The organism is Thermotoga caldifontis AZM44c09, assembly GCF_000828655.1.
Taxonomy (GTDB): domain Bacteria; phylum Thermotogota; class Thermotogae; order Thermotogales; family DSM-5069; genus Pseudothermotoga_A; species Pseudothermotoga_A caldifontis.
In genome coordinates this window covers 1,911,761-1,938,379 of sequence record NZ_AP014509.1, presented here as the reverse complement: position 1 = coordinate 1,938,379, position 26,619 = coordinate 1,911,761, and the positions used below count along the sequence as shown (strand labels likewise).

18 protein-coding genes, 2 tRNA genes and 3 rRNA genes are annotated in these 26,619 nt (G+C 52.8%); 21 read left to right on the top strand and 2 right to left on the bottom strand.

The window, feature by feature from the left end; all coding sequences use genetic code 11:
- From gcvPA to TSP01S_RS09585, 3 genes are read left to right on the top strand one after another with little or no spacing between them, the layout of a single operon-like run.
- Nucleotides 1-1,332 (top strand): aminomethyl-transferring glycine dehydrogenase subunit GcvPA, encoded by a 1,332-nt coding sequence (gene gcvPA, locus TSP01S_RS09595; RefSeq protein WP_041078075.1) that lies wholly within the window; start codon nucleotides 1-3, stop codon nucleotides 1,330-1,332.
- On the top strand, nucleotides 1,329-2,765 hold the full coding sequence (gcvPB, locus tag TSP01S_RS09590; RefSeq protein ID WP_041078073.1) for an aminomethyl-transferring glycine dehydrogenase subunit GcvPB: 1,437 nt from the start codon (nucleotides 1,329-1,331) through the stop codon (nucleotides 2,763-2,765). Before gcvPA ends, gcvPB begins: the two co-directional genes overlap by 4 nt.
- Before the next feature lie 54 nt (nucleotides 2,766-2,819).
- Complete coding sequence (locus TSP01S_RS09585; protein WP_070098365.1) at nucleotides 2,820-3,479, top strand: HAD family hydrolase; 660 nt, start codon at nucleotides 2,820-2,822, stop codon at nucleotides 3,477-3,479.
- Nucleotides 3,480-3,627: 148 nt separating this feature from the next.
- Here the strand turns inward: TSP01S_RS09585 and pfp are convergent, their stop codons facing one another.
- A complete protein-coding gene (gene pfp / locus TSP01S_RS09580; protein WP_041078071.1) occupies nucleotides 3,628-4,887 on the bottom strand; it encodes a diphosphate--fructose-6-phosphate 1-phosphotransferase in 1,260 nt (419 codons plus the stop codon).
- 321 nt (nucleotides 4,888-5,208) lie between these two features.
- Here pfp and dapD point away from each other — a divergent pair, with 321 nt between their 5' ends.
- From dapD to rrf, 18 genes are all read left to right on the top strand, one after another.
- Nucleotides 5,209-5,970 carry a 2,3,4,5-tetrahydropyridine-2,6-dicarboxylate N-acetyltransferase gene (gene dapD / locus TSP01S_RS09575; RefSeq protein WP_052463586.1) on the top strand — a complete coding sequence of 254 codons (762 nt, stop codon included), beginning with the start codon at nucleotides 5,209-5,211 and terminating at the stop codon, nucleotides 5,968-5,970.
- 5 nt (nucleotides 5,971-5,975) lie between these two features.
- A complete protein-coding gene (locus tag TSP01S_RS09570; RefSeq protein WP_041078070.1) occupies nucleotides 5,976-7,157 on the top strand; it encodes an aspartate aminotransferase family protein in 1,182 nt (393 codons plus the stop codon).
- The gene (locus tag TSP01S_RS09565; RefSeq protein WP_171816821.1) at nucleotides 7,129-8,217 is read left to right on the top strand and encodes a M20 family metallopeptidase; all 1,089 of its coding nucleotides are present in this window, start codon (nucleotides 7,129-7,131) and stop codon (nucleotides 8,215-8,217) included. The genes TSP01S_RS09570 and TSP01S_RS09565 overlap by 29 nt, the downstream gene beginning before the upstream one ends.
- 41 nt (nucleotides 8,218-8,258) lie before the next feature.
- The gene (locus TSP01S_RS09560) at nucleotides 8,259-10,205 is read left to right on the top strand and encodes a sodium-translocating pyrophosphatase (protein ID WP_041078067.1); all 1,947 of its coding nucleotides are present in this window, start codon (nucleotides 8,259-8,261) and stop codon (nucleotides 10,203-10,205) included.
- Nucleotides 10,206-10,211: 6 nt separating this feature from the next.
- Nucleotides 10,212-11,222: a 6-phosphofructokinase gene (locus tag TSP01S_RS09555; RefSeq protein WP_041078066.1), complete on the top strand. Its 1,011-nt coding sequence runs from the start codon at nucleotides 10,212-10,214 to the stop codon at nucleotides 11,220-11,222.
- 10 nt (nucleotides 11,223-11,232) lie between these two features.
- Complete coding sequence (gene sdaAB, locus TSP01S_RS09550) at nucleotides 11,233-11,898, top strand: L-serine ammonia-lyase, iron-sulfur-dependent subunit beta (protein WP_041078064.1); 666 nt, start codon at nucleotides 11,233-11,235, stop codon at nucleotides 11,896-11,898.
- Nucleotides 11,895-12,794 (top strand): L-serine ammonia-lyase, iron-sulfur-dependent, subunit alpha, encoded by a 900-nt coding sequence (gene sdaAA / locus TSP01S_RS09545; protein WP_041078062.1) that lies wholly within the window; start codon nucleotides 11,895-11,897, stop codon nucleotides 12,792-12,794. The genes sdaAB and sdaAA overlap by 4 nt, the downstream gene beginning before the upstream one ends.
- Nucleotides 12,760-13,773: a DUF2804 domain-containing protein gene (locus TSP01S_RS09540; RefSeq protein ID WP_041078060.1), complete on the top strand. Its 1,014-nt coding sequence runs from the start codon at nucleotides 12,760-12,762 to the stop codon at nucleotides 13,771-13,773. The genes sdaAA and TSP01S_RS09540 overlap by 35 nt, the downstream gene beginning before the upstream one ends.
- Nucleotides 13,774-13,862: 89 nt before the next feature.
- Entirely contained in the window at nucleotides 13,863-14,984 is a 1,122-nt protein-coding gene (locus tag TSP01S_RS09535) for an ABC transporter substrate-binding protein (RefSeq protein WP_041078058.1), read from the top strand.
- 54 nt (nucleotides 14,985-15,038) lie between these two features.
- Nucleotides 15,039-15,917 (top strand): branched-chain amino acid ABC transporter permease, encoded by an 879-nt coding sequence (locus tag TSP01S_RS09530; protein WP_041078056.1) that lies wholly within the window; start codon nucleotides 15,039-15,041, stop codon nucleotides 15,915-15,917.
- Nucleotides 15,918-15,932: 15 nt separating this feature from the next.
- Entirely contained in the window at nucleotides 15,933-16,994 is a 1,062-nt protein-coding gene (locus TSP01S_RS09525) for a branched-chain amino acid ABC transporter permease (protein ID WP_041078054.1), read from the top strand.
- A 2-nt stretch (nucleotides 16,995-16,996) separates the two neighbouring features.
- On the top strand, nucleotides 16,997-17,767 hold the full coding sequence (locus TSP01S_RS09520; RefSeq protein WP_269450330.1) for an ABC transporter ATP-binding protein: 771 nt from the start codon (nucleotides 16,997-16,999) through the stop codon (nucleotides 17,765-17,767).
- A complete protein-coding gene (locus TSP01S_RS09515) occupies nucleotides 17,754-18,458 on the top strand; it encodes an ABC transporter ATP-binding protein (RefSeq protein WP_041078050.1) in 705 nt (234 codons plus the stop codon). The genes TSP01S_RS09520 and TSP01S_RS09515 overlap by 14 nt, the downstream gene beginning before the upstream one ends.
- A gap of 220 nt (nucleotides 18,459-18,678) precedes the next feature.
- Nucleotides 18,679-20,227, top strand: a 16S ribosomal RNA gene (locus TSP01S_RS09510).
- A gap of 46 nt (nucleotides 20,228-20,273) precedes the next feature.
- Nucleotides 20,274-20,350 (top strand) — tRNA-Ile (locus TSP01S_RS09505).
- A 4-nt stretch (nucleotides 20,351-20,354) separates the two neighbouring features.
- Nucleotides 20,355-20,430: transfer RNA gene (locus TSP01S_RS09500), tRNA-Ala, on the top strand.
- 37 nt (nucleotides 20,431-20,467) lie between these two features.
- Nucleotides 20,468-24,168, top strand: a 23S ribosomal RNA gene (locus TSP01S_RS09495).
- Nucleotides 24,169-24,209: 41 nt separating this feature from the next.
- Nucleotides 24,210-24,326: ribosomal RNA gene (gene rrf / locus TSP01S_RS09490) — 5S ribosomal RNA — on the top strand.
- The 16S, 23S and 5S rRNA genes sit together here with 2 tRNA genes alongside, the layout of an rRNA operon.
- A gap of 515 nt (nucleotides 24,327-24,841) precedes the next feature.
- On the opposite strand, the gene TSP01S_RS09480 is transcribed toward rrf, so the two are convergent.
- Nucleotides 24,842-26,575, bottom strand: a complete 1,734-nt coding sequence (locus tag TSP01S_RS09480) for a methyl-accepting chemotaxis protein (protein WP_052463585.1) — start codon at nucleotides 26,573-26,575, stop codon at nucleotides 24,842-24,844.
- Between the last annotated feature and the right edge of the window lie 44 nt (nucleotides 26,576-26,619).

Sequence of the window (26,619 nt, the reverse complement as noted above, 5' to 3'; positions counted from 1 at the left end):
ATGTTTCCTTACGTGCCTCACACGGAACAGGAAATACGTGAAATGCTCAAGACGATAGGTGTAGATTCGATCGACGATCTTTACAGAGACGTGCCGATGACCGTGCGCGAGCTGAACCTGCCGAACGGGCTGGATGAATTCAGCGTTGTGAAGAAAATCAAATCCATCGCGCAGAAAAACGTTGTGATAGAGAAAGAGAAAGTTTTCATGGGTGCAGGCATCTACGTTCACTACGTACCTCACGTTGTGAAGGCCATGGCCTCGAGGCCAGAGTTCGTAACCGCTTACACACCTTACCAGGCGGAAGTTTCGCAGGGAACGCTTCAGGCTCTGTTCGAATACCAGACGATGATCTGTGAACTCACAGGCATGGAAGTTGCGAACTCTTCCATGTACGATGGTGCGTCCGCGCTCGCCGAGGCAGTGCTCATGGCCCACAGGATCAACGGCAGAAAGAAGATCTTGATGAGCGAGGCGGTGCACCCCGAGTACGTGCAAACCTGTAAAACGTACGCACTGGGCTTTGGTCTGAATTTCGCATCAGTACCTGTGGACGAGAGTGGAGCAACGGATGTGGAAGCCCTCTCAAAACTCGTCAACGAAGATAGCTGTGCCGTGGTTGTGCAGCAGCCGAATTTCTTCGGCGTCATTGAAGATTTAAGGCGCGTTCGGGAGATCGCGAAAGATACCATATTCATCGTTGTTGCTGAACCCATATCCCTTTCCTTGCTCGAACCGCCCGGAAGCTTCGGGGCGGATATCGTGGTCGGTGACGGCCAGCCACTCGGAATAACTCCGAATTTCGGTGGGCCCACGGTTGGCTTTTTCGCGACTTTGGAAAAGCACGTCAGAAAGATGCCAGGCAGGATCATAGGACAAACGAAGGATGTTGAAGGTAGAACTGGTTACGTGATGATCCTTCAGACCAGAGAACAGCACATCAGACGAGAGAAAGCCACTTCCAACATCTGCACGAACCACGCACTGATGGCACTCGTCAACGCCATCTACATGAGTCTCATGGGGCCCGAGGGACTGCGCGAGGTTGCCAAAAGGAGCTATGCGAACGCCCATTACTTTGCCGAGAAACTGAAAGAGAAAGGGTTCAAACAGAGGTTCAGCGGTCCTTTCTTCAACGAGTTCGTCTTTTTCGTTGATGAAAACTACCCACACCGCTGGAAAAAGCTCTTCGAGGAAGGTTTCCTCGCACCACTGCCGTTGGAATGGTTCGACAGAAGGTACAAAGGTCTCGCACTCGCTTGTGCGACCGAGGTCAACACTAAAGAGAGCATAGATCAAATGGTGTTCGCCCTGGAGCGTGGTGCCAAATGACGGTTTTTGAAAAATCCGCGGCCGGAAGAATCGGTTTCAAGTTACCTGAGTCCGGTGTGCGTTTCGAAAAAATGGATATACCAGAACACCTCGTCAGGACCAGAAAGCTGGGTCTACCGGAGCTGAGTGAGGTTGACGTGGTCAGACACTACACGGAACTCGCATCGAAGAACTACTCGGTAGACAGAGGCTTTTACCCGCTCGGTTCTTGCACGATGAAGTACAATCCGAAGGTGAACGAATACCTCGCGTCGCTCGAGGGTTTCACCGAGATCCATCCTTACCAGCCAGTGGAGTCCGTCCAGGGTGCGCTACAGCTCATGTACGAGTTGAAGAAAGCGTTGTGCGAGATAACGGGCATGGACGAAATGACGTTGCAGCCAGCCGCAGGTGCGCACGGTGAACTCACCGGGATGCTCATCGTCAGGGCGTACCATCTTTCCAGAAACGACACGAAGAGAACGATCGCACTGGTGCCGGATTCCGCACACGGAACGAATCCAGCATCCGCAGCCATGGCAGGCTTCGAAGTTGTGGAACTGAAATCAACGAAAGAAGGCTTGCTGGACGTGGAGGAGTTGAAAAAACATCTGAACGACAGAGTCGCCGTTCTCATGCTCACCAATCCGAACACGCTCGGACTTTTCGAGAAGGATATTCTTGAGATCGCAAAACTCGTTCACGAAGCGGGTGCCTTGCTCTATTACGACGGGGCGAATCTGAACGCCATCATGGGAAGATTCAGGCCGGGCGATATGGGCTTCGACATCGTTCATCTGAACCTGCACAAAACCTTCTCGGCCCCGCATGGAATGGGAGGCCCGGGCAGTGGACCGGTGGGGGTAAAGCAGTTCCTCGCACGCTTTTTGCCGGTGCCACTGGTCAGAAAATCCGACGATGGCTCTTACTACCTTGACTACGATCTGCCGGACAGCATCGGTAGAATGAGGAGTTTCTATGGAAATTTCGCCGTCCTCGTCAAAGCCTATGCTTACATACTGACCATGGGAAAGGACGGGTTGAAGCACGCGAGTGAGATGGCCGTTCTGAACGCGAACTATTTGAGGAAATTACTTTCCAAGCATTTCAGAATGGCTTCTGACAGAACCTGTATGCACGAATTCGTTATCGACGGGAGTGAGTTCGTCAAGAAAACAGGTGTACGCATACTGGACGTTGCCAAAAGGTTGCTGGATTACGGGGTCCACGCCCCGACGATCTATTTCCCGCTGATCGTCCATGAAGCGATGATGATCGAACCCACGGAGACGGAAAGCAAGCAGACACTTGACAAATTCGCCGAGATTGTGGGTAAAATAGTCGAGGAAGCGACGAACAATCCGGAGTTGGTCAAGAACGCGCCGTACACCACACCGATTAGAAGGCTGGATGATGTAACGGCCACCAAGAATCCCATTTATAGATATCGTTGACTTATCGAGAAAAATCCAAAGAGGGGGCGAGAGGAAGAAAGTGAGGTGATGTGAATGAAAGCGCTCTTACTCGATTACGACGGAACGCTCGCGGTCGTAGACGAAGAACGGTTTGCCGAAGAGTATTTTTTCAATTTCAACGTGTTCCTGGTGGAAAAATACAAAACGGCTTTGGATCACTTTGAAATACTCGATTGCTTAGCACAGATCACGAAGTGTTCCGATGGAAGGGTCAACAACTACGAAAGATTCGTGAAGTGTCTCACAGACAAGTTTGAGAAATTCGACTGGAAGGAAGTGTTCGATAGCTTCTACAACAGTGAAGAGTTCGAAGCACTCAACGGTCTGGTCAAACCGAACGAGAAGACTCTGGAGTTACTCAGGAAGGCGAAGCAATTGGGACTTTTAGTTGTACTTGCCACGAATCCGATTTTCCCAAGAAGTGCCACTGAGAAACGTCTGAGATGGATCAGTTTGAGCCTGTCCGATTTCGACTACGCAACGTTCATGGAGAACTCCCACTTCTGTAAACCAGATCCGAGGTACTTTTTGGAAATCTGTGAAGCCATCTCGGTTGACCCGAAAGACTGTCTCATGATAGGTGATGACGATCTTTTAGATGGATCTTGCACGAGCGTTGGCATGAAATACAAGTCTATAGAGCTGTTTTCCAGAGACGGAAAAAAAGACCTGCGAGAACTGTTCTCTGAATAACTCGAAATGGGTTTGAGCGAATCGGATTCAAAGGGGGGGAGAAAGATGGCGTGCGGTCAGAAGAAAGAGGAAAAGAAACAGGAAACGACGAAGAAAGAAGAAAAGAAGGGCAAGAAATGAGAAAACCCCGGCTTGATGCCGGGGTTTTTCAATCTGCTATTCTTGCGAACCTCTCTCTGAACTGCTCGGGAGTCATCTTCGCTACAGCTGCGAGCTTGGAGAGCATTACAGGATCTTCGAGGTCTTTCTTTGTGAGCCTTATCATGTAACTCTTCGCGACTTTGTAGTGTTCGGAGTTCAGATCAACCAGCCTCACCTTGCTCCTTCCCGTCTCTGGATCGGTGAATGCTTCAAAAGGCAGAATCGTTATTCTTCCCTGGTCCAGACAAACCATCCCGGCCTTCATGTTGGAAGCGATCTTTCCCAGCAAAAACTGCACGGCCCCATAACCGAGGGTTCTGGTGTAATCGATGTCGAAAGGTATCGGTCGAGCACACCTCAGTTCGTAACCGAGCGTCACATCGACGATCGCCATCTTTTCTCCGCGCTCGGCGAACCGCTTCTGGATTTCCCTCTTGAGTATCGTTGCCAGCGGTATCTCGCTCAATCTGATGTGACCGTGTGGATCTTTTTCGACTATGACACCCGGTATGCTTGCGAGTTCGTTTTCATCCAGTATTTCACCGATTCCCTCGGCGATGACCGCCAGGCCATCGTTTCTTCCTAATACCCTGCGTTTTATTATTGCAGCTTCAAGTACATCGCACACTTCTGCGAGACTGATTTTCTCTTTTCGGAACTCTTCCGCGATGACTGTTATGGTGGCGCTCGCCGCTTTGCCTATGCCGAGCGCGAGGTGACCCGCTTTTCTTCCCATGACGACGACGAAATACCATCTGTTCGTGGTCCTCGAATCCTGAAGGAGGTTGTAAACCAGTTCGGCACCGACGTGTCGAGCGGTTTCGTAACCGAACGTGGGCATACCGCCCGGCAGGGGTAAATCGTTGTCGATCGTTTTTGGTACGTGTGCTATGCGGATGGTATCACCCGCGACCTTCGAAATGGCAGAAGCAGAAGAGGCGGTATCGTCTCCACCGATGGTCACGAGGTACTTCACGTTCAGTTTTTTTAAAGTCTCCACAACTGTCTCCAGGTCTTTCTGGCTCTTGGTGGGGTTCGCCCGCGAGGTTCTGAGGATCGAACCACCTTCGGTGTGAATTCTGGACACATCGGAAATGCTGAGCGGTCTCACCATATCCGTTCTGCCCTTCATGAGGTGTTCAAAACCATCGTAGATGCCTATCACTTCAAGGCCGTTGTTCACCGCTTCGATGGTCACGGCGTTGATAACGCTGTTGATGCCAGGGGCTGGTCCTCCTCCAACTAAGATCGCGAGACGATCGGACACTGTGAACACCTCCTGATGAAGATTATAAGCACGGCCCACAACCAGCGGGAACGTAACAGTTTTGTCAGGCAGTCTTTCGTTTCTGTTCAGCAACGTTTATCGTGAACAGCATTACAATCCAAGGCAAGAGGGAGCAGATTGATCGATGTGCGTGAACGTGTTTTCTGAGGAGTTGAAGGTTCACATCGAAATGAAGAAAGACAAGAAGTGCAACCGCCCGGTGATCTGTGGCGGTGTGCGTTCGTTGTAGCACACCGGACGGAGAAAAGATCACCGGGCTACCGAGAAGGTAGCCCGGTTTTTTATAGGAGGGGTGAGAGTATGGCGGGTGAACTTCTGGAGAGTACCAGTTCTGAAGCTGCGGATCTTCAAAGCACTGAACAGCTGATCGAACTGATCAGCAGGTCCAGAAAAAGAACGCCCGTGGTCGCTTTCGTGAAGGGAAAGTTGAGTGAGATCGATTTTTCAGCGGTTCGCTTCTTTGGAAACGGTGATTTCGGGATCGTCGTGGCTGAATACGAAGATTTTAAAAGGTTGATCGAATCTCACCCTGACCGGATTGAAGATTTCCACGTACAAGTGCTGGCACGAAACTCCGCCTTGCCGCTGGCAGATCTGACGAAGTACAACGCGAGGATCGAGCCCGGTGCGATCATCAGGGACATGGTGAAGATCGGTGATGGTGCCGTGATCATGATGGGTGCGATCATAAACGTCGGGGCAGTTATTGGTGAGAAAACCATGATCGATATGAACGCGGTTGTTGGTGCGAGGGCCATCATTGGAAAGAACTGTCACATAGGTGCGGGGGCCGTGATCGCCGGCGTGCTGGAACCTCCGAGTGCAACGCCGGTCATCATTGAGGACGAAGTGATCGTGGGCGCCAACGCCGTGGTCCTCGAGGGTGTGAGGGTGGGAAGGGGGGCCGTCGTGGCAGCCGGTGCTGTCGTGATAAACGATGTGGAACCTTACACCGTTGTTGCGGGTGTTCCCGCACGCTTCGTAAAGAGAGTCGACGACAGAACCAAAGAAAAGACGAAGATAGTCGAAGCGCTGAGGCATATCAACACGACGATCAGGTGATCGGTATGAGCCACATCTGCCCAGTTTACAAACCCTTTCCGATCCGGATCGACAGAGCCAGGGGGATATACATTTACTCCACGGACGGAAAACGCTACATTGACACTTTCTCCGGAATCGGTGTGCTGGCGTTTGGTCACGGTGATGAAGACATAAGAAAGGCCATGATCGAGAAGATGGAGCGATACATGCATGTTTCGAACTTTTTCCTCGATGAAGATGCAGAAATCGTGGCAGAGAAACTGATCGAGAGAACTGGCAGAACCGGCAAGGTGTTCTTCACAAACTCGGGCGCAGAAGCGAACGAGGCTGCTCTGAAAGCCGTCAAGAAGTTGCGAAAAGGATTGATCGTGTCGTTCGAAAGGAACTTCCACGGCAGAACGATCGCTGCTCTGTCCGTGACAGGTTTCGCTGGTTTGAGAAAACCCTTCGAGCCACTGCTTTCTGACGTGATTTTCCTTCCACACAACGACGTTGATTCGTTCGAAAAACTGTTAAACGAGAAGGGAAAAGAGATCTCGGCAGTTTTCGTGGAGTGTGTTCATGGAAGCGGTGGTTTGAACGTCCTGGATGGTGAACTCGCAAAACTCATAGAGGAGGCCAGGCAAGAGTTCGGTTTTCTTCTGGTGGCTGACGAGGTCCAGGCGGGATTGGGCAGGACGGGCAAGTTCTTCTCGTACCAGCATTTCGATCTTCAACCCGATATCGTAACGGTGGCCAAGGCGCTCGGAGGAGGTTTGCCACTCGGCGCGGTGCTCTTTCTTGAGGATGTCGCAGACGTTTTCGGCTATTCAGAGCACGGTTCAACCTTCGCACCGAATCCCGTGGCGCTGGCTGGTGCGAGAATCGTTCTGAACAAACTCACAGACGAGTTCATTCATCGAGTCGCCGAAAAGGGCAGGTTCATGAAAGAAAGGTTGCTCCAAATGGGTTCAGGGATACTGGCAGTGAAGGGACTGGGTTTGATGATAGGCGTTGAGGTCAGCGTCGATCCGGAAGTACTGAAGCAGGTAGCTCTGAAAAACGGTTTGCTCTTGAACGTGGTTTCTGGCAACGTTGTGAGGTTCCTTCCGGCACTGAACATCAGTTTTGATCAGATCGAGGAGATGCTGGAATTGTTCGAAAGGAGTTTGAACGAGGCATATGGACGAGATCACGTTGAGAAGGTTGATTCATCAAAATCCTGAGCTCGCGTTCGAAGAGTACAACACCCAGAGATTGATAGTCGAGTTCGTCCGTGGGCTCGGATTGAACAATATCCTCACACTGGGAACCGGAGTGCTGGTGTTCCTGGAAAGGAGAGAGCACGAACCTTACGTGATCGTGAGGGCAGAGATGGATGCGTTACCCATACCAGAAGAGACGGATTATCCATTCCGGGCCAGCAACGGAAGAATGCACGCTTGTGGTCACGATTTCCACATAGCGGCGGTCTGCTGGGCGCTGAGGAGGATCGTGGAAGAAGACAAACGGGGAAATTATTTGTTCGTTTTTCAACCGGCTGAAGAGAGCGGTGCAGGTGCGAGGAAGATCGTTGAACACATCACGCGATGGGATTGTGATGTCAAAGCAGCCGTAGCCATGCATGTGACGGACGAATATCCTGCGGGCGTGGTCGCAAGCAGGCCTGGCCCTCTCTTCAGCGCTTCCTGTGAAGTGAACGTTCGTGTGGAGGGGCGATCTGCTCACGTCGCCCAGCACCGGCTTGGTAGAGACGCTTTAAAAAGTGCCGTGATGTTTCTGAATCGGGTGTACGCATGGGATTGGAAGGATGATCTCGTTTGGTTCGGAAGGCTCCTTGCGGGTCAGATCAGAAACGTTGTGGCCGGTGAAGCCTTGATCGAGGGAACGGTGAGAGTGAGTGAAACTGAGAGACTGCACGGTGTGATCGAAGTACTTCAAAGCTTTGCAAGAGAGGTTGAAGACGAAACGGGAGTCAAGGTTTCTGTGAATCCAGCGGCGGTGTACCCTGAAGTGATGATCGATGAGGGCCTTCTGTCTGTGCTGAGACGTGTATGCGAAGAAAATGGTATCGAATATGTTGAGTGCGAGAGAAAGCTCACCGCCGAAGATTTTGGTTATTTCTCGAGGCACTTCCGTACCCTGATGTTCTGGTTCGGTGTCAGACAGAAACCAAGAATCGAGGGTCTTCATTCTCCACGTTTTCTCCCCGCCGACGAATTGATCCCAGTCGCTGGGGATCTTCTTGTGCACCTCCTTGATTCGATGAGTGAAGCTCGGGTATGATATAACTATCAGGAAATATTTGCAAAGGAGGTGCACCTGCTTTGTTCTTTGTGCTCATTACTTCCCTTTTGGGAATAGCTTACGTTTTGTTTTTGGCCTTCAAAATCTTAGACAGCAGCCCCGGCAGCGAAAAGATGGTACAGCTATCAAAAATCATCCAGGACGGTGCGAGGTCTTTCTTGTTCAGCGAATACAAGGTGTTTCTACCTTTCGTACTCGCTCTCTCTTCGTTGCTTGGGTTCTCGCTGGGGTGGAAGATCGCAGGCGCGTTCTTAGTGGGTGCGGCTTTTTCGACGCTGAGCGGTTTCTTTGGTATGGCTATAGCCACGAAGGCGAACGTTCGCACGAGCTGGGCGGCGAGACAGGGCCTTGGGAGAGCTTTGAAGATCGCGTTCAGCGGCGGTGCCGTGATGGGTTTGACCGTTTCGTCACTGGGATTACTGGGATTGACAGTAGTCTACGTTTTGACCAGAGACGTGACCAAGGTGAGTTACTACTCTTTGGGCGCATCCTTTGTGGCACTGTTCGCGCGCGTTGGGGGAGGCATATTCACCAAGGCGGCCGACGTCGGCGCTGACATCGTGGGAAAAACGGAGGCGAACCTACCTGAGGACGATCCGAGAAATCCTGCCGTCATCGCGGACAACGTCGGAGACAACGTGGGTGATGTGGCGGGCATGGGTGCGGACTTGTTCGAGTCCTACGTTGGCTCGATATTCTCAGCGCTCGCTCTGGCTTCCGCTCTCGGTGAAAAACAGAAGCTGGACCTGGTACTGTTCACGGTCTCGGTTGGTTTGCTCGCTTCCATCTTCGCCGTGCTGTTGACCCGATCGCTCAGTGACAGGGCGAAGGATGCGGCCACGGCGCTGAGACTCGGCACGATCGTTGCCAACCTTGCACTGGTCGCGGCCTTGTTTCTGTATTCCTTCTTTCAGAAAAGCTTTGCCGAGTTCTTCGCCGTTCTCGTTGGTGTGATCATAGGAATTTCCATAGGTTTGTTCACGGAGTTCTACACCTCCGGAGCGCGCGTCGAGAGGCTCGCAAAATCCGCGTTGATGGGCCCTGCGAATTTCCTCATCAACGGTCTGGCACTCGGAATGGAATCGACCTTCGTGGTGACGCTGATGATAGTCTCCGGTGTGGTTTTCTGTCACAGGCTCCTTGGTCTCTACGGTGTGGCGCTCTCCGCGGTGGGTATGCTCGCAACTTTGGGTATGAGTTTGGCCATAGACGCCTACGGTCCCATCGCCGACAACGCAGGTGGCATCGCGCAGATGACAGGACTCGGTGACGATGTGAGGAAGATAACAGACGAGCTCGATGCGGTTGGTAACACCACAGCTGCCATGGGGAAAGGTTTTGCGATAGCTTCTGCAGCGATGACGAGCCTGGCTTTGTTCGCAAACTTTGCCAACGTCTCGCATGTGGAGAACTTCGATATAAGGCAACCTGCCCTCTTCGTTGGGGCACTGGTCGGGGCCATGCTTCCGTTCCTCTTCAGTGCTCTGACGATGAAGGCCGTTGGTTATGCGGCGGATGAAATGGTCGAGGAAATCAGGAGGCAGATAAGGGAAATTCCGGGTATCATATCTGGTGAGAATCTTCCAGATTACACGAGATGCATTCAGATAGCCACGCGTGGCGCACTCAGGAGAATGGTGCTCCCAAGTTTGCTGGCCGTGGGTTCACCGATCCTGACTTATTTCAGTCTGGGTGCGGTTGGTACGGCCGGACTCTTGATAGGCGCCACGGTTTGTGGTGTGATGGTAGCAATATTCATGTCCAACTCGGGTGGAGCTTGGGACAACGCGAAGAAGTACGTTGAGGAAGGACACTTTGGGGGTAAAGGGTCTGTGACGCACAAAGCGACCGTGGTCGGAGACACGGTTGGAGATCCGCTCAAAGACACCGCGGGGCCTTCAATCAACATTCTGATAAAGCTCATGGCTGTGACTTCCGTGGTGATTGCCACGATGGTGGGGAGGTAAGAACGAATGAAAAGAGTGGCGATTCTCTGTGTGGGGAACGATTGTCCAGGTTTGAATGCGGCGATCAGGGCTGTGGTTGTGAAAGCGTCCGAACTCGACATCGAGGTGCTCGGTGTTAAGGACGGCTTCGAAGGATTCTTGAAGGATCAGCTCGACGTGATGACGAAGACGAACGTGTCCGGAATCCTTCACAAAGGTGGGACCATACTGGGAACATCTCTGCTGGTTCCTGAGGATGAAGAGCAGATGAAATTGGTTCAGAAGAAGGTAGAACAGTACGCGATCACCTCGTTGATCATCCTCGGCGGCAGGCTCGGTGTCAGGGCTGCGCTGAACCTTTCGAAAAAGAACGTGCCATCCTTGTTGATTCCTGCCACGATAGACAACGATCTTTCCTTCACCGATTTTTCCATAGGCTTCTTCACCGCGGTTGAGAACGTCAAGAACGCGCTCGATGTTCTTCATTCAACTGCGGAATCTCACCACAGGGTGATGATAGTCGAGACGATGGGAAAACCGGGTGGTTGGATCGCCACGGTGGGAGGACTCACCGGAGGGGCCGATTATGTCGTTTCGAGTGCTGAGCCCTTCGACCCGGACGATCTTCTCAGGAAAATAAGGACACGTTACGAAGGGCACAAGAGGTTCTCGATCATCGTTGTTGAAAGCGGTGTCAGGTTGCCCGAAGATTTCTACCGTAACCTGGGTCTTTCTCAGGAAGTTCCCGCGGCTCAGGCGATAGGATCGTTCGTGGAGAAGAATTTCAAAGAGTTCGGTGTGGAATGGAGATACACGAACCTTGGTTATCTGCAGCGTGGTGGGAGCCCCGTCGCCATGGACCGCCTCGTAGCCACGCTGATGGCCACGAGGGCTGTGGAAATGATCAAGGCGGCAAGGATCTACCATGCCGTTGGTATGAGAGGATTGACGGTGACTGAGGTTCCGTACAGCGAGACGATGCTGAACGTGAGGACAGTGGAAGAGCATCTGAGATCGCTCGTGAAACTTTTCTATTGAGGTGATGATTTTGGGCTTGCTCCAGGTTCTTGGACCCGTGATGGTTGGACCTTCCAGTTCTCACACGCTCGGTGCGATGCGAATTGCGCGCTTTGCGAGAAAATTTTCTTCGAGTCTGCCGAGAGAAGTCGTCTTTTTGTTGCACGGGTCTTTCGCGAAGACTGCCGATGGGCACGGAACTAAGAAGGCCTTGCTGGCAGGGATTCTGGACTTAGATTACGACGATGAGAGGATCGTGGAATCCTACGAGCTGGCGCGGCGATTGGGATTGAAGTTCAGTTTTGAAAGCGTGGATCTCAGAGACGTTCATCCCAACACGGTGCGTATCAGGTTCCTCAGCGATGAGTGGCACGAGATAGAGGGTTGTTCCATCGGTGGTGGTAGCATAAAGATAACGCGGGTGGACGAAGTGGAGTGCGAACTTGGATGGAACTACGATACGCTGATAATTCTCAACAAAGACGAACCAGGAGCATTGATGAAGATTCTGTCCTGCATCGAAGCGAACATAGCGAACCTTTATCTTAGAAGGATCAACATGCTTCAACAGTTGGCCGTGGCGATCCTTGAACTGGACGAATCGAGATACGATGCGGAAAAACTTGGCAAGCTGGATGTCGTACTGAAACATTACTTCGTTCCAAAAGACAGGCTGTTGGGAGTCAGTGGGGCATGACGTTCTCAGAACTTTTAGAAATGTCGCGAAAGGCCGATCAACCCTTCCACGAGATCGTGCTGGTGGCGCAGATGCTTGAGGATGGTTCCGATCCGTCCGAGACCAGATCGAAGATTCGTTTGCTCTTGCACACCATGTTGGACATAGCCGAATCGAACTATGCTAAACGGCAGAAAACTCTGGTCGGACTCTGCGGAGAGAACGCGTATCTGTTCTCGAAACACACCCCAAAGTTCATCGATCAATTCATGCACGTGGCGATGACAGCGGCCCTATCTGTTTCGGAAGCCAATTCTGCAATGAAGCGCATCGTCGCGTGTCCCACCGCTGGCTCGTGCGGTGTCATGCACGGTGTCGTTTATGCCCTGGCCGAGGTTCTCAACGTGGAGGAAGAAAGACTCGTTGAAGGACTCATCGTTGCAGGTGTCATAGGAGACATCGTCGCGAGGACGGCCTCCATCTCCGGTGCACAGGCGGGCTGCCAAGCGGAGATAGGTACGGCAGCCGCCATGGCCAGTGGTATGATGGTTTACGTTTTGACGCAGGACGCTGAAAAATCTTCACACGCGGCTGCGATCTGTTTGAAATCTTTGATGGGCTTGGTCTGTGACCCCATAGGAGGTTTCGTGGAGGTTCCGTGTGTCAAACGGAACGCCACGGCCGTTGCCGTAGCGGTTGCGGCCGCAGAGATGGCACTTGCAGGGATAAAGAGTGTGGTGCCCTTCGATGAAGTCGTCGAAGCCATGGCCAAGGTTGGCAAGTCGCTTCCCGAGGAGCTGAGAGAGACAGGCCTGGGTGGTATCGCGGCAACGAAAACAGCCCTAAAACTTCTTGAACGTTTTTTCAGTGGGGGTGGCGTGGATGAAAATAAGCGGGGAGATAACGCAGAACGTTGATCTTTGCGTTGGCTGGGGACGGCTCAATCCCAATGCACTCGGCTGGAGCAGAAGGCCACTGATTCGAGCGAACCTGAAGGGTCACTTTCTCAGAAAAAAGAAATGGAACTACTGGGCCGTGGCGAACAGGAACTGTCTTTTCTCGATCACGGTGTGCAATTTGGATTATCTGGGCACGGTGTTCGCCTACTTTCTCGATTTCAACAGTAAAGATTTTGTCGAAGAATCCATCACGACGCCTTTTGGAAAAGGTTGTTCCCTGCCACAGACGCCGTACGAAAGTGTGTCGTTCGAATCGAAGAAGGTGCGTGTGAAGTTTGAGGCCGATCGAGGGAAAGTGATTATAAGCACCACAGTTCCACACACGCGTTTGGGTCGAATCGACGCACAAATAAAGGTTTACTGGGCTGACCACGAATCTTTAACGGTGGTCGTACCGTGGTCCTGGCGAAGGTTTCAACTGACCACCAAATGTGTCGGATTGCCGGCCGAAGGTACATTGCTGGTTGGAAACAGAATTTATGAATTCAACGTGAGCGATTCTTTTGCAACGCTCGATTTTGGGAGAGGTGTCTGGAAATACAGAACTTCCTGGAACTGGGCGAGTTTTTCCACCACGGTGAAGGATCGTGTTGTAGGCGTGAACCTCGGCGGAAAATGGACGGACGGAACCGGCACGAACGAGAATGCGGTTTTCGTGGATGGGAAGTTGCACAAGCTGAACAGCGACGTCGTTTTTGAGTACGACAGGAAAGATCTGTTCAAACCCTGGCACATATACACGAAGTCCAGCGATGAAATAGAGCTGGAATTCCATCCATTCTTCGAAAGGATCTCTAAGAGCAACTTCGTGCTGATCTCTTCGGAGATGCACCAGATGATAGGTAAGTTCAAAGGTTTCGTCAGGGACACGGATCGTAACCTCTACATCATCGAAGATGCCATCGGTTGGGCGGAGGACCACAAGGCGCGCTGGTGATAATCTTTCTCGTTGATTACTCTTTTTTGTTAAGATGATGTATAATGATCAATGGCTGGCGAAACTTTTCACATGAGGGGGTGTTTCACATGCGGTGGTCAGTACTGGCATTTTTGATCATGGTAGCACTGGCGTTTGCGGCTGAGCCCATCGTGATAGGCGTGTTCGAACCCATGACAGGTCCCTACGCAGCAGGCGGTCAGATGACGATGGAGGGTATCTATCTTGCGCACGAACAGGTCAAAGAAGTCCTTGGCAGACCTATCGAACTTGTGCTCGTTGACAACAAGAGTGACAAAGTTGAGGCAGCCAATGCGGTTGCCAGGTTGATCGAATACCACAAAGCTGTTGCTATCATTGGTAGTTATGGGAGCGCTGTTGCCATTCCGGGAAGTGAAGTTGCCAACAAACTTGGTGTGCCCATGGTCGGTTGTTCACCAACAAATCCACTGGTCACCCTTGGAAAGCCTTATGTTTTCAGAGTTTGCTTCATAGATCCATTCCAGGGGACCGTGATGGCGCAGTTTGCAGTTGAAAAGCTCAAGGCGAAGACAGCTGTCGTTATACAGGACATTGCCTCCGACTATTCTGTTGGATTGTCGTATTACTTCCAGGAAGCCTTCAAAAAGCTCACGAACAACAAGAAATCTATTCTCGGAGTGATTTCGTACCAAACCGGAGATCAAGACTTCACAGCCCAGCTCACGTTCGCTGCGAGCAAGAACCCAGATGTCATCTTTGTACCGGCAGCAGCTTATGGGGAAGCGGCACTGATAATCAAGCAGGCGCGGGAACTCGGAATGAACCAGATCTTCCTTGGTGGTGATACGTGGGAAGCACCTGAATTTCTCGAAGTTGGCGGAAAAGCAGTTGAAGGATGCTACTTCAGCACGCATTTCGATACCGAGGCAATCGTTACACCCAGAGCAGCTGAATTCATAAAAGCCTTCAGAGAAAAGTACGGCAAAGATCCGAGCGCATTTGCTGCCCTCGGTTACGATGCGTACATGCTCGTAGTAGATGCCATCAGAAGGGCTGGATCGGCAGATCCTAAGGCTATAAGAGACGCGCTTGCAGCGACGAAGAATTTCGAAGGCGCGACGGGTTACATAACCTTGGACCAGAACGGTGATGCCATCAAAGATGCTGTGATAAGGGTTGTGAAAGACGGCAAGTTTGTGTACGTCACGACGGTCAGACCTTCCGAGTGATATTGACGCGCAGGCTACACGCCTGCGCGTTTTCATATCCGGAGGTGCCAGAAAATGGACTGGACCATGTTTCTGCAGCACTTAGCGAATGGAATAGCCCTGGGCTTTGTATTCGGATTGGTCGCGATTGGCTACACCTTAGTCTACGGTGTCGTAAAACTCGTGAACTTCGCCCATGGCGACATCTTTATGATGGCAACTTTCTTCGTTTACTACGGTATTGTTCTGTTCTCTTTCCCCTGGTGGCTTGCATTCTTGATCGGTATTTTTCTGACGGCCCTGTTAGGAATTCTGGTAGAAAAAGTCGCTTACAAACCTTTGAGAAACGCACCGAGAATCTCGTCGCTGTGCTCTGCGATCGGTATGTCATTTTTCTTAGAAAATTTCGCGGTTGTTTTCTTTGGAGGGAGACAGAAAGCTTTCTACCGACCTGAGGTTTTGAATAAAACACTCATTGTGGGCGGGGTACGCATGCAGATGGTGACGGTGGTCACGATACTGGTTTGTGTTGGGGTTCTGTTTTTTTTGAATTTCTTGGTTTACAGGACCAAGATGGGTTTGGCGATGAGAGCGCTTGCGTACGATTTCGACACAGCAAAACTGATGGGCATACATGTTGACAGAACAATAACTTTCACCTTCGCACTTGGTTCAAGTCTGGCTGCGATCAGCGCTATTTTCTGGGCTCTTAGGTATCCACAGATTTGGCCCTTCATGGGCGTTTTTCCTGGCTGGAGGGCGTTCACGGCTGCAATTATAGGAGGAGTAGGTAGTATAAAAGGAGCACTCGTTGGAGGATTTTTGATAGGAATGATATCCGTGTTACTTGTAGCTTTTCTACCAGATGTTGCAGGATACAGAGACGCGTTCATATTCGTCATCTTAGTGTTGATGTTGCTCTTTAAACCTACGGGCTTATTCGGGGAAGCCTGAGGGAGGAAGACCGCCATGAAGAAGAAATACTCGTATTTACTTACCATCGCTTCTTTACTGGTCTTCTTCCTCTTTATACATTATGCGCAAACACATTTCGACGCGTACGTGCTGAGAATCATGAACGTTGCGGCGATCTACGTGATACTCGGAGTGAGTTTGAACCTGATAAACGGGTTCACGGGACAGTTCTCGCTTGGGCACGCGGGGTTCATGGCGATAGGAGCATACACGTCAGCTTTGCTGTACATGTCGCCAGAATTGAAGGCGGTGAATTTCTTCATGAAGCCTCTCATATGGCCACTCAACCAGATTCAGATACCATTCTTCCCGGCGCTACTCATAGGGGGAGTTCTGGCTGGCTTGATGGGCTTTCTCGTCGGTGCACCGTGCTTGCGCGTGAAGGGAGACTATCTGGCCATAGTGACCTACGGTTTTTCAGAGATAATACGCGTGCTCTTCAACAACCTTCAAAGTGTGACGAACGGTCCATTGGGGTTGAAAGGTTTACCGACTTATACCAATCTGTGGTGGAGTTGGGGGTGGGCGATCTTCACGGTGTTTTTTATTAAAAGGCTCGTAGAGTCAAGCTATGGCCGAGCACTCAAGGCGATCCGTGACGACGAGGAAGCGGCAGAGGCGATGGGGATCAACCTGTTCTTCCACAAAACGCTCGCTTTTACTGTTGGCGCATTCTTCGCGGGAATCGCTGGCGGTTTGCTTGGCAGCTTAGTCATGACGATCGATCCGAACGCGTTCAACATAATGCTCACCTTCCAGATCGTGCTGATAGTTCTGCTCGGTGGCCTGGGGAACATCACAGGAACGGTGATAACAGCCGTGCTCATAACTGTTCTCATGGAGTGGCTGAGGATCGTTGAATCTCCGATGAAGATATTTGGATTGAGAATTCAGGGAATCCCGGGTATGAGGATGCTCATATTCTCAGTAGTATTGATGATCGCAGTTTTGTTCTTCAGACACGGTATTTTGGGTGACAGGGAGTTCAGCTGGGAGGCGGTTGGAAGATTCCTCAAACGCTTTTCTTCCTCCTCAAAGGGAGAGGATCAGAAATGAACATGCTCAAGCTTGAGAAAGTGACAAAACGTTTCGGTGGCCTGATAGCTGTGAACGACGTTTCGATGGAGCTTTTCGAAGGTGAGCTTGTAGGGCTGATAGGTCCGAACGGCGCCGGTAAGACCACCATATTCAATCTCGTCACGGGATTTCTTCGTCCAGACTCTGGCAGGATATACTTCCAGGGACAGGATATCACCGGGAAGAAACCTCATGAAATAACCGCACTAGGCATAGCACGCACTTTTCAGAACATAAAGCTTTTCTACAGAATGAGCGTTTTGGATAATGTGCGCGTTGCTTGCCATTTAAGGTTGAGATCGAACGTGTTTTCGGCAGTTCTCGGGTTGTCAGAATACAGTGCTCAAGAAAGGCAGATGACTCATGAATCTCTCAGATTACTCGAAGCAGTGGGATTACTGGATTTAAAAGATGAAAAAGCGAGCGCATTACCTTACGGGCATCAAAGGAAACTCGAAATCGCAAGAGCTCTGGCGACAAAGCCAAGGTTGCTCTTACTTGACGAACCCGCGGCAGGCATGAATCCGGAGGAAACATCCGAACTGATGCAGTTCATAAAGCGTATAAGAAAAGAGTTCGATCTCACGATTCTTTTGATAGAGCACGACATGAAGGTTGTGATGGGGATTTGCGAGAGAATAATTGTTCTTGATCATGGCTCAGTCATTGCTGTTGGGACGCCCGAAGAGGTACGAAACAACCCCGACGTGATTAGAGCCTACCTGGGGAGTGGTGCCTATGCTCGAGGTTAGGGGTGTTCAAGTCAGTTATGGAGCCATAAGAGCTCTAAAAGGTATCTCGTTCAGGGTAGAGAAAGGCACGATCGTCACTCTCATTGGTTCCAACGGTGCAGGAAAAACCACAACGTTGAAGGCCATATGTGGCCTTGTTAAGGTGAAATCAGGACAGATTCTACTGAACGGCATGGACATTACAAACAAACCCACCCATGAGATAATCGCGAATAAAGTTGCCATGGTTCCTGAGGGAAGGAAAATTTTTCCGAACCTCACGGTGTATGAAAATCTGTTGGCTGGAGCATTTTTGCGAAAGGATAAAGAAGGAATAAAGCATGATTTGGAATGGGTATTTTCATTGTTTCCAAGATTGCAGGAAAGACTAAATCAAAAGGGTGGAACCCTTTCTGGTGGTGAGCAACAAATGCTCGCCATAGGGAGGGCGTTAATGAGTAGACCAGACCTTCTCATGCTTGACGAACCTTCCCTAGGGCTGGCTCCCATCCTGGTAGATGAGTTGTTTGAAATCATCAAGAGAATCCACGACGAAGGTAAAACGATACTGTTGGTCGAGCAGAATGCTTACGCCGCGTTGAGCATTGCAGATTATGCGTACGTGCTCGAAACTGGCAGTATAGCTCTGGAAGGTAGAGGAAGGGATCTTTTGAACAACGAACAGGTGCGCAGGGCGTATCTTGGTGGTTGAACAATACAATTTACCTTTCCGTAACTTGACATGGTATGGTGCCGATGGTAATATGTGTATCGGCAGTCGCAAGAACGAGTGAAGGTCTTCGATGAGAACTGAATAAACCAAAAGAGAGTCTAAGAATAGGCTCAAGTTTGTTTGTCGTCGGGTCATTGAAAAATGGATAGCAGTCCCGCCAACCATAAAGAGTCGAGGATCTAAAACCTTCTGCTTAGATTTTGTGGAGGGTTTGATCCTGGCTCAGGGTGAACGCTGGCGGCGTGCCTAACACATGCAAGTCGAGCGGGTACCCGCAAGGGTACCAGCGGCGCACGGGTGAGTAACACGTGGGTAATCTACCCCTCGGAGGGGGATAACCGGGGGAAACCCCGGCTAATACCCCATACGATCCAATGACGACGGTCATTGGATGAAAGGGGCGTTTCGCCTCGCCGAGGGATGAGCCCGCGGCCCATCAGGTAGTTGGTGGGGTAATGGCCCACCAAGCCTACGACGGGTAGCTGGCCTGAGAGGGTGGTCGGCCACAAGGGCACTGAGACACGGGCCCTACTCCTACGGGAGGCAGCAGTGGGGAATCTTGGACAATGGGCGAAAGCCTGATCCAGCGACGCCGCGTGGGGGACGAAGCCCTTCGGGGTGTAAACCCCTGTTGCGAGGGAGGAATAAGACCTGGAGGAAATGCCAGGTCGATGACTGTACCTCGCGAGAAAGCCCCGGCTAACTACGTGCCAGCAGCCGCGGTAATACGTAGGGGGCGAGCGTTACCCGGATTCACTGGGCGTAAAGGGGGTGTAGGCGGCTCGGTAAGTCGGGTGTGAAATCCCACGGCTCAACCGTGGAATTGCGCCCGAAACTGCCGAGCTTGGGGCCGGTAGAGGGAGACGGAACTGCCGGTGTAGGGGTGAAATCCGTAGATATCGGCAGGAACGCCGGTGGGGAAGCCGGTCTCCTGGGCCGCGCCCGACGCTGAGGCCCGAAAGCTAGGGGAGCAAACCGGATTAGATACCCGGGTAGTCCTAGCCGTAAACGATGCCCACTAGGTGTGGGGGAGTATTTCCTCCGTGCTGTAGCTAACGCGTTAAGTGGGCCGCCTGGGGAGTACGCCCGCAAGGGTGAAACTCAAAGGAATTGGCGGGACCCCGCACAAGCGGTGGAGCGCGTGGTTTAATTGGATGCTGAGCCAAGAACCTTACCAGGGCTTGACATGCAGGTGGTACCGACCCGAAAGGGGAGGGACCCCATCCTTTTGGGTGGGGAGCCTGCACAGGTGGTGCACGGCCGTCGTCAGCTCGTGCCGTGAGGTGTTGGGTTAAGTCCCGCAACGAGCGCAACCCCTGCCCTTAGTTGCCATCGGTTCGGCCGGGCACTCTAAGGGGACTGCCGGCGACGAGCCGGAGGAAGGAGGGGACGACGTCAGGTACTCGTGCCCTTTATGCCCTGGGCTACACACGCGCTACAATGGGTGGTACAGTGGGTTGCGACCCCGCGAGGGGGAGCCAATCCCTAAAACCACCCCCAGTTCGGATCGCAGGCTGCAACCCGCCTGCGTGAAGCCGGAATCGCTAGTAATCGCGGATCAGCCACGCCGCGGTGAATACGTTCCCGGGGTTTGCACACACCGCCCGTCAAGCCACCCGAGCCGGGGGCACCCGAAGACGCCCATCCTAACCCGAAAGGGAGGGAGGGCGTTGAGGGTGAATCTGGTGAGGGGGGCTAAGTCGTAACAAGGTAGCCGTACTGGAAGGTGCGGCTGGATCACCTCCTTTCTAGGGAGTGAAGCGGGACTGCTATCCATTTTTGAGTGACTCGAGAGGGCTCGTAGCTCAGGTGGTCAGAGCGCACGCCTGATAAGCGTGAGGTCGGAGGTTCGAGTCCTCCCGAGCCCACCATGGCGGGGACGTAGCTCAGCTGGGAGAGCGCCTGCTTTGCAAGCAGGAAGTCAGGGGTTCGAATCCCCTCGTCTCCACCAAGGGAAGGGTCTTTGAAAACTGCATAGGAAGCGAAGAGGTCAAGGTACTAAGGGCATGCGGTGGATGCCTTGGCGGCGGGAGGCGACGAAGGGCGTGGTAAGCTGCGATAAGCCCCGGGGAGCCGCAAACAGGCGTTGATCCGGGGATGCCCGAATGGGGAAACCTGGCTGGTCGTAAGACCAGTCGCCGCCGAAAGGCGGTGCGATACCGGGGGAAGTGAAACATCTCAGTACCCCGAGGAAAAGAAATCAAAACGAGATTCCCTGAGTAGCGGCGAGCGAAAGGGGAGGAGCCTAAACCAGCGCAATGCTCAAGCCCGTGGGCGTTGTTGCGCTGGGGTTGTGGGGCGCAACCGGGCGGGGCCACGGACCCGCCGGGAAGTTACAAATCCTCTACTTAGCCGAAGTGCCTGGGATGGCACGCCAGAGAGGGTGACAGCCCCGTAGGCGAAAAGTAGAGGACTTCCTGGGTTGCGACCCCGAGTACCGCGGGACCCGTGGAATCCTGCGGGAATCAGGGGGGACCACCCTCCAAGGCTAAATACTACCCGCCGTCCGATAGTGCACTAGTACCGTGAGGGAAAGGTGAAAAGAACCCCGGAAGGGGAGTGAAATAGAACCTGAAACCGCATGCCTACACTAAGTCGGAGCCCGAAAGGGTGACGGCGTGCCTTTTGCTTAATGAGCCCGCGAGTTGCCGTCAGTGGCGAGGCTAAGCCGAGCGAGGCGGAGCCGTAGCGAAAGCGAGTCCGAACAGGGCGTTAGTCACTGGCGGCAGACCCGAAGCCGGGTGAGCTACCCCTGGGCAGGATGAAGGTGGGCTAAACCCCACTGGAGGTCCGAACCGGTGGACAGTGAAAAGTCCTCGGATGACCTGGGGGTAGGAGTGAAAAGCTAATCGAACCCGGTGATAGCTGGTTCTCCCCGAAACGCATTGAGGTGCGGCCTCGGGTGGTCTGTGCAGGGGGTAGAGCACTGATAGGGCTAGGGGGGTAACCTCCGAACCCTGTCAAACTCCGAATCCCTGCACATAAAGCCCGGGAGAAAGACTGTGGGGGATAAGCTCCATGGTCGAGAGGGGAACAGCCCAGACCGCCGGCTAAGGGCCCGGAGAGGTGGCTAAGTGGTAAAGGATGTGGCGCACCTAAGACAACTGGGAGGTTGGCTTAGAAGCAGCCATCCTTTAAAGAGTGCGTAACAGCTCACCAGTCGAGGTGCGCTGCGCCGAAGATGTAACGGGGCTCAAGCCACCCCCCGAAGCCGCGGGTCTGCACCGATGAGGTGCAGGCGGTAGGGGAGCTTTCCGCTGTAGGGTGAAGGCAGACCCGCGAGGGCTGCTGGACGAGGCGGAAGTGAGAATGCGGGCATGAGTATGCGAGAGGAGAGTGAGAATCTCTCCCCCCGTAAGCCCAAGGGTACCTGGGGAAGGGTCGTCCGCCCAGGGTTAGCCGGTACCCTAAGGTAAACCCGAAAGGGGTAGCCGAAGGGAAGCTGGTTAATATTCCAGCGCCACCTGCAATCGAGGTGCAAGGGGTGACGCAGGAGGGTAGGCGCCGAGGGTAAGTGGCATTCCCTTCCAAGCGGTTAGGGCGTTGATGGGTGTAGGTAAATCCGCACCCGGAGCCTGAGCCGTGATGGGGAGGACCCGTGAGGGTCCAACGGCGCTGACCCCACACTGCCGAGAAAAACCTCGTGCACCGTTTGAGATTGCAGGTGACCGTTCCGCAAACCGACACAGGTGGGCGGGCTGAGAAGGCTCAGGGGAGCGGGATAACCCTCGCCAAGGAACTCGGCAAGTTGACCCCGTAACTTCGGGAGAAGGGGTGCCGTGGTAGGGTGAACCCAGGGGAAGGGGCAACCCGGAAACTGGGGGAGCCCGAAGCGGTCGCAGAGACCAGGCCCTGGCGACTGTTTACCAAAAACACAAGCCTCTGCAAACTCGTAAAGAGGATGTATAGGGGCTGACGCCTGCCCAGTGCCGGAAGGTTAAGGGGAGGGGTGAGGCCGAAAGGCGTAGCTCCGACCCGAAGCCCCGGTAAACGGCGGCCGTAACTATAACGGTCCTAAGGTAGCGTTGCTGCCTGCCCACAGGGAAACCTGTGGGGCAATACCCGGCTATATGCGGGAAAGCCCTTAAAGCCCTTCTTACCTGGGGGCTGTGGCCAGCCCAGGTAAAAATGGAAGGGATTGGGCAATCCGCAGGAAACCCCGATGAGGGGGATCCTCAGAGACTGTACGCCGGGCATCCAGTCCCGTGAGAGAGGGTGGAATGCTTGGATCTCAAACCCGACTGGGTCGTTGGGTTCGTCGATGGTGAAGGCTGTTTCTACGTTGGAGTTAACAGGAATCGTACCATGAAGACAGGTTACCAGGTTCTCCCCGAGTTCAGGATCGTTCAGCACGAACGGGACATACAGGTTCTGTACGCGCTGAAGAAGTTTTTCGGATGTGGCGTTGTACGGAGGAATCATGAGGATCGATATGAACTCCGAATTCGAAAGATATCCTGTCTGAAGAGAGTGGTTGAGTTCTTCGAGAAACATCCTCTAAAGACGAAGAAGAACGTCGATTTCAAAAAGTTCAGACGGATAATCCTGATGATGGAACGGGGAGAACATCTAACGAGAGAGGGCCTCATCGAGATCCTGAAAATTGCCATGGAAATGAACACAGGAGACCACGAAAGGTTGAGACGAACCCTCGAGGAGATTCAGGGACTGGATGAAGATACAGTCCACCCCCATTCCGAAAGGATGGGATAAAGGTGAGCGAAATACCTTGTCGGGTAAGTTCCGACCTGCATGAATGGCGTAACGACTGGGGCGCTGTCTCGGCGAGGGGCCCGGTGAAATTTCAGTGAGGGTGAAGATGCCCTCAACCTGCGGCTAGACGGAAAGACCCCGTGGAGCTTCACTGCAGCCTGGTATTGGATTCTGGCACACCGTGTACAGGATAGGTGGGAGGCTGTGAACCCGGCTCGCCAGGGTCGGGGGAGCCACCGGTGGGATACCACCCTCGGTGTGTCGGAATTCTAACCTGAACCTGTGAAGAGCAGGTTGGGGACAGTGCCAGGTGGGCAGTTTGACTGGGGCGGTCGCCTCCTAAAAAGTAACGGAGGCGCGCGAAGGTCGGCTCAGGTGGGTTGGAAATCCACCGTTGAGTGTAAGGGCATAAGCCGGCCTGACTGTGAGGCCGACGGGCCGAGCAGAGGGAAAACCCGGCCCTAGTGACCCGACGACTCCGGGTGGAAGGGTCGTCGACAACGGACAAAAGTTACCCCGGGGATAACAGGCTAGTCTCGCCCGAGAGTTCACATCGACGGCGAGGTTCGGCACCTCGATGTCGGCTCATCCCATCCTGGGGCTGAAGCAGGTCCCAAGGGTTAGGCTGTCCGCCTATTAAAGGGGTACGTGAGCTGGGTTCAGACCGTCGCAAGACAGGTCGGTCCCTATCGGCCGCAGGCGCAGGAGGTTTGAGGGGGGTCGCCCCTTGTACGAGAGGACCGGGGTGAGCGGGCCTCTGGTGTACCGGCTGTCCTGCCAAGGGCATTCGCCGGGTAGCTATGCCCGTGAGCGATAACCGCTGAAGGCATCTAAGCGGGAAGCGCGCCCCAAGATTAGACCTCCCATCCCGTTAAGGGAGTAAGGCCGGTCCGAGATGAGGACCTTGATAGGCCGGTGGTGTAAGCGCCGTAAGGCGTTGAGCCAACCGGTACTAATCGGCCGAGGCCTTGACCTCGTAGCTTCCTATGCAGTTTTGAGGGACTCTTCGAGATTTCCTCGGGTGCCGATACCAGAGCGGGAAACACCCGGTCCCATTCCGAACCCGGCCGTTAAGCCGCTCTGGGCCGATGGTAGTGTGGGGGCAGCCCCACGCGAGAGTAGGTAGTGCCCGGGGATTCAAGGGGGAAGCGAAAAGCTTCCCCCTTTTGTTTTGAACAGGCTTTCGCAGTTGATCTCATGGAAGACGTTGTGTCGCCATGTGTTTGTTTCAGATTCTTAATGTGAGGGTTCCGTATATAATGAATGGGAGCGCTCCGAAAGGGATGTTCGAACCGGAGGATTCGTATCTGGGCTCATCCTACACCGTTCGGTTGGAAGAGTCTTCCTGAGCGCTCCCTTCGAAACGAGATCGCGCGAAGATCGCTCGAAACAGGACAGCTGTGCGATGTGAGCTACAATCTGTGATGAAACAAACCTTCGCTTATGAGATTCTTACGGTTGAGGAATCTTCCTGATCGTGACTGGTTCGATTCTCCAGCGAGACAGCTCGGTAAAAACGAAAACTTTAATCCAAAAAGAGAGTCGTCAACCGTTCCTGTTTTTGTCAGCTCCAACTCGCTTCTCAGACGATCCGTCAAAATGAAAAGAAGGGGCGCATCTGCGCCCCTTTCGTTTTTTTTCAACGCCACTCAGATTTTGAACTTTCTCACCTGCTCTACCAAACTTTCCGCGATCGAAGACATCTCTTCAGACAGACTGCTCACACTCTGACTCGCGTTCGCCTGCTCTTTCACCGCCTTCGCCATCTCTTCTATCTGATGAGCTATCATGCTGATCGACTTCGTCGCTGCGTCCATCGCACTGCTCATCTCTTCAGCCGCCGCACTCTGCTCCTCTGCACTCGCAGCCAGACTCTCTATCTGACTCACCATACCGTCTATCTGCTCCGCTATCTTCCTGAACTGACCCTCCACCCCTTCTGCATCTTTGCTTATCCCTTCAACCACTCCCACAACTTCCTTCGTCGCCCCATCCGCCTTCATCGCACCCTGACTTATCTGACCCAGTATCTGTCCTATCCGGTCCGTCGCTCTCTTGCTCTCTTCTGCAAGCTTCCTTATCTCGTCCGCAACCACCGCAAAACCTCTGCCTGCTTCTCCCGCCCTCGCTGCCTCTATCGCCGCGTTCAGCGCCAAAAGGTTCGTCTGCTCTGCTATGGAGTTGATCGTCTGAAGTATCTGACCTATGTTCTTGGCCTGCTGGCTCAGCTCGCTCACTACTAAAGCCGTCTGTTCCACTTTGTCTTTCGCTTGTTTTATCATCTCCACTATGTTCTTTATGGCCTTCTCTCCTTCCTTCGCAGCAGCGTTCACCTGGCTGGATCTTTCAGAAAGCATCTGGGCAGCTTTGGATACGTTCTGTGCACTGGCTGCAACTTCTTCTATGCCGCTTGTGACTTCTTCTATCGAAGCGGACGCGTTCTGGGCAGATCTGTTGACTTCTTCCATCTGCGATGCAAGCTCTTCTGATGAGGCGCTCAGTTCCTCTGAGACCGAAGCGAGATCCTGGCTCTTTTCGGAGACCGTGTTCGATACCTTGCTGATGTTCATCACTAAACCAGCAAGTCCACGCTTCATTCGCTCCACGGTTTCTGCGAGCTGTGAGAATTCTTTGCTGTTGAATTTGTATTCAATCTGGACTGCAAGATCACCGTCCTTGATCCTGTTCATGATTTCGGAAAATCTGTTCATCGCCTTTATGAGCACCACGTTGACGAACATGTATCCAAACACGATGGCCACAACGAGCGCTGTTCCAGCGGTTACCGAAATGTTGCGCAAGAAGGCCTGGTTGTCCTTCGAGATGATCTCGTCGATCTTCGCCTTCGGCACACCCACGAACAGCACTCCGATGATGTTCCCATACTCGTCAAGTACAGGTTCGTACGCTGTGGCGTAGTCTTTGCCGAGTATCTTTGCTGCACCCACGTAGCGCTGTTTTTGCATCAAAGGCTTGTACGCGGCACTGTCTTTTCCAAGGAACGTTCCAACGGCTCTGCTGCCATCGTCCTTGCGGATCGAAGTCGAGACTCCGAGAAAATCGTCTCCTTCTCTCTGAAAGATCGTTGCCGCGATGTTCATCTGCTGACTGATCTTGTCCACAACCTCGAACCTGTCTCTGATGGGTTTTCCATCCTTGTCCACCAGCGTGTTGTTCACGAGCCTCAAAGTCCCGTACTCCGTTTTCACGTACTCTTTCAGAACGTTCAGCGCACCATCGAGCGTGTTCAGATACATCTGTTGGGCGACGTCATTTACAACTCTGGAATTCGCCTTTGAAGCAACCAGAACGAGTGGAACCATCGAAACAGCAGCGATGGCTACAACAAAAAAGATTCCCAAAGCCTTGAGCGACAGCTTCACAGAACACACCTCCCGCATCTTAGAGGAGTGATGCCGGTACCGTT

What these genes read in the sequence shown, in the direction of transcription:
- sdaAA (WP_041078062.1), top strand. Translation starts at nt 11,895, where the DNA reads ATGACGTTCTCAGAACTTTTAGAAATGTCGCGAAAGGCCGATCAACCC.
- TSP01S_RS09585 (WP_070098365.1), top strand. Translation starts at nt 2,820, where the DNA reads ATGAAAGCGCTCTTACTCGATTACGACGGAACGCTCGCGGTCGTAGAC.
- TSP01S_RS09555 (WP_041078066.1), top strand. Translation starts at nt 10,212, where the DNA reads ATGAAAAGAGTGGCGATTCTCTGTGTGGGGAACGATTGTCCAGGTTTG.
- TSP01S_RS09570 (WP_041078070.1), top strand. Translation starts at nt 5,976, where the DNA reads ATGAGCCACATCTGCCCAGTTTACAAACCCTTTCCGATCCGGATCGAC.
- TSP01S_RS09530 (WP_041078056.1), top strand. Translation starts at nt 15,039, where the DNA reads ATGGACTGGACCATGTTTCTGCAGCACTTAGCGAATGGAATAGCCCTG.
- dapD (WP_052463586.1), top strand. Translation starts at nt 5,209, where the DNA reads ATGGCGGGTGAACTTCTGGAGAGTACCAGTTCTGAAGCTGCGGATCTT.
- gcvPA (WP_041078075.1), top strand. Translation starts at nt 1, where the DNA reads ATGTTTCCTTACGTGCCTCACACGGAACAGGAAATACGTGAAATGCTC.
- TSP01S_RS09535 (WP_041078058.1), top strand. Translation starts at nt 13,863, where the DNA reads ATGCGGTGGTCAGTACTGGCATTTTTGATCATGGTAGCACTGGCGTTT.
- TSP01S_RS09525 (WP_041078054.1), top strand. Translation starts at nt 15,933, where the DNA reads ATGAAGAAGAAATACTCGTATTTACTTACCATCGCTTCTTTACTGGTC.
- TSP01S_RS09515 (WP_041078050.1), top strand. Translation starts at nt 17,754, where the DNA reads ATGCTCGAGGTTAGGGGTGTTCAAGTCAGTTATGGAGCCATAAGAGCT.
- TSP01S_RS09540 (WP_041078060.1), top strand. Translation starts at nt 12,760, where the DNA reads ATGAAAATAAGCGGGGAGATAACGCAGAACGTTGATCTTTGCGTTGGC.
- TSP01S_RS09520 (WP_269450330.1), top strand. Translation starts at nt 16,997, where the DNA reads ATGCTCAAGCTTGAGAAAGTGACAAAACGTTTCGGTGGCCTGATAGCT.
- gcvPB (WP_041078073.1), top strand. Translation starts at nt 1,329, where the DNA reads ATGACGGTTTTTGAAAAATCCGCGGCCGGAAGAATCGGTTTCAAGTTA.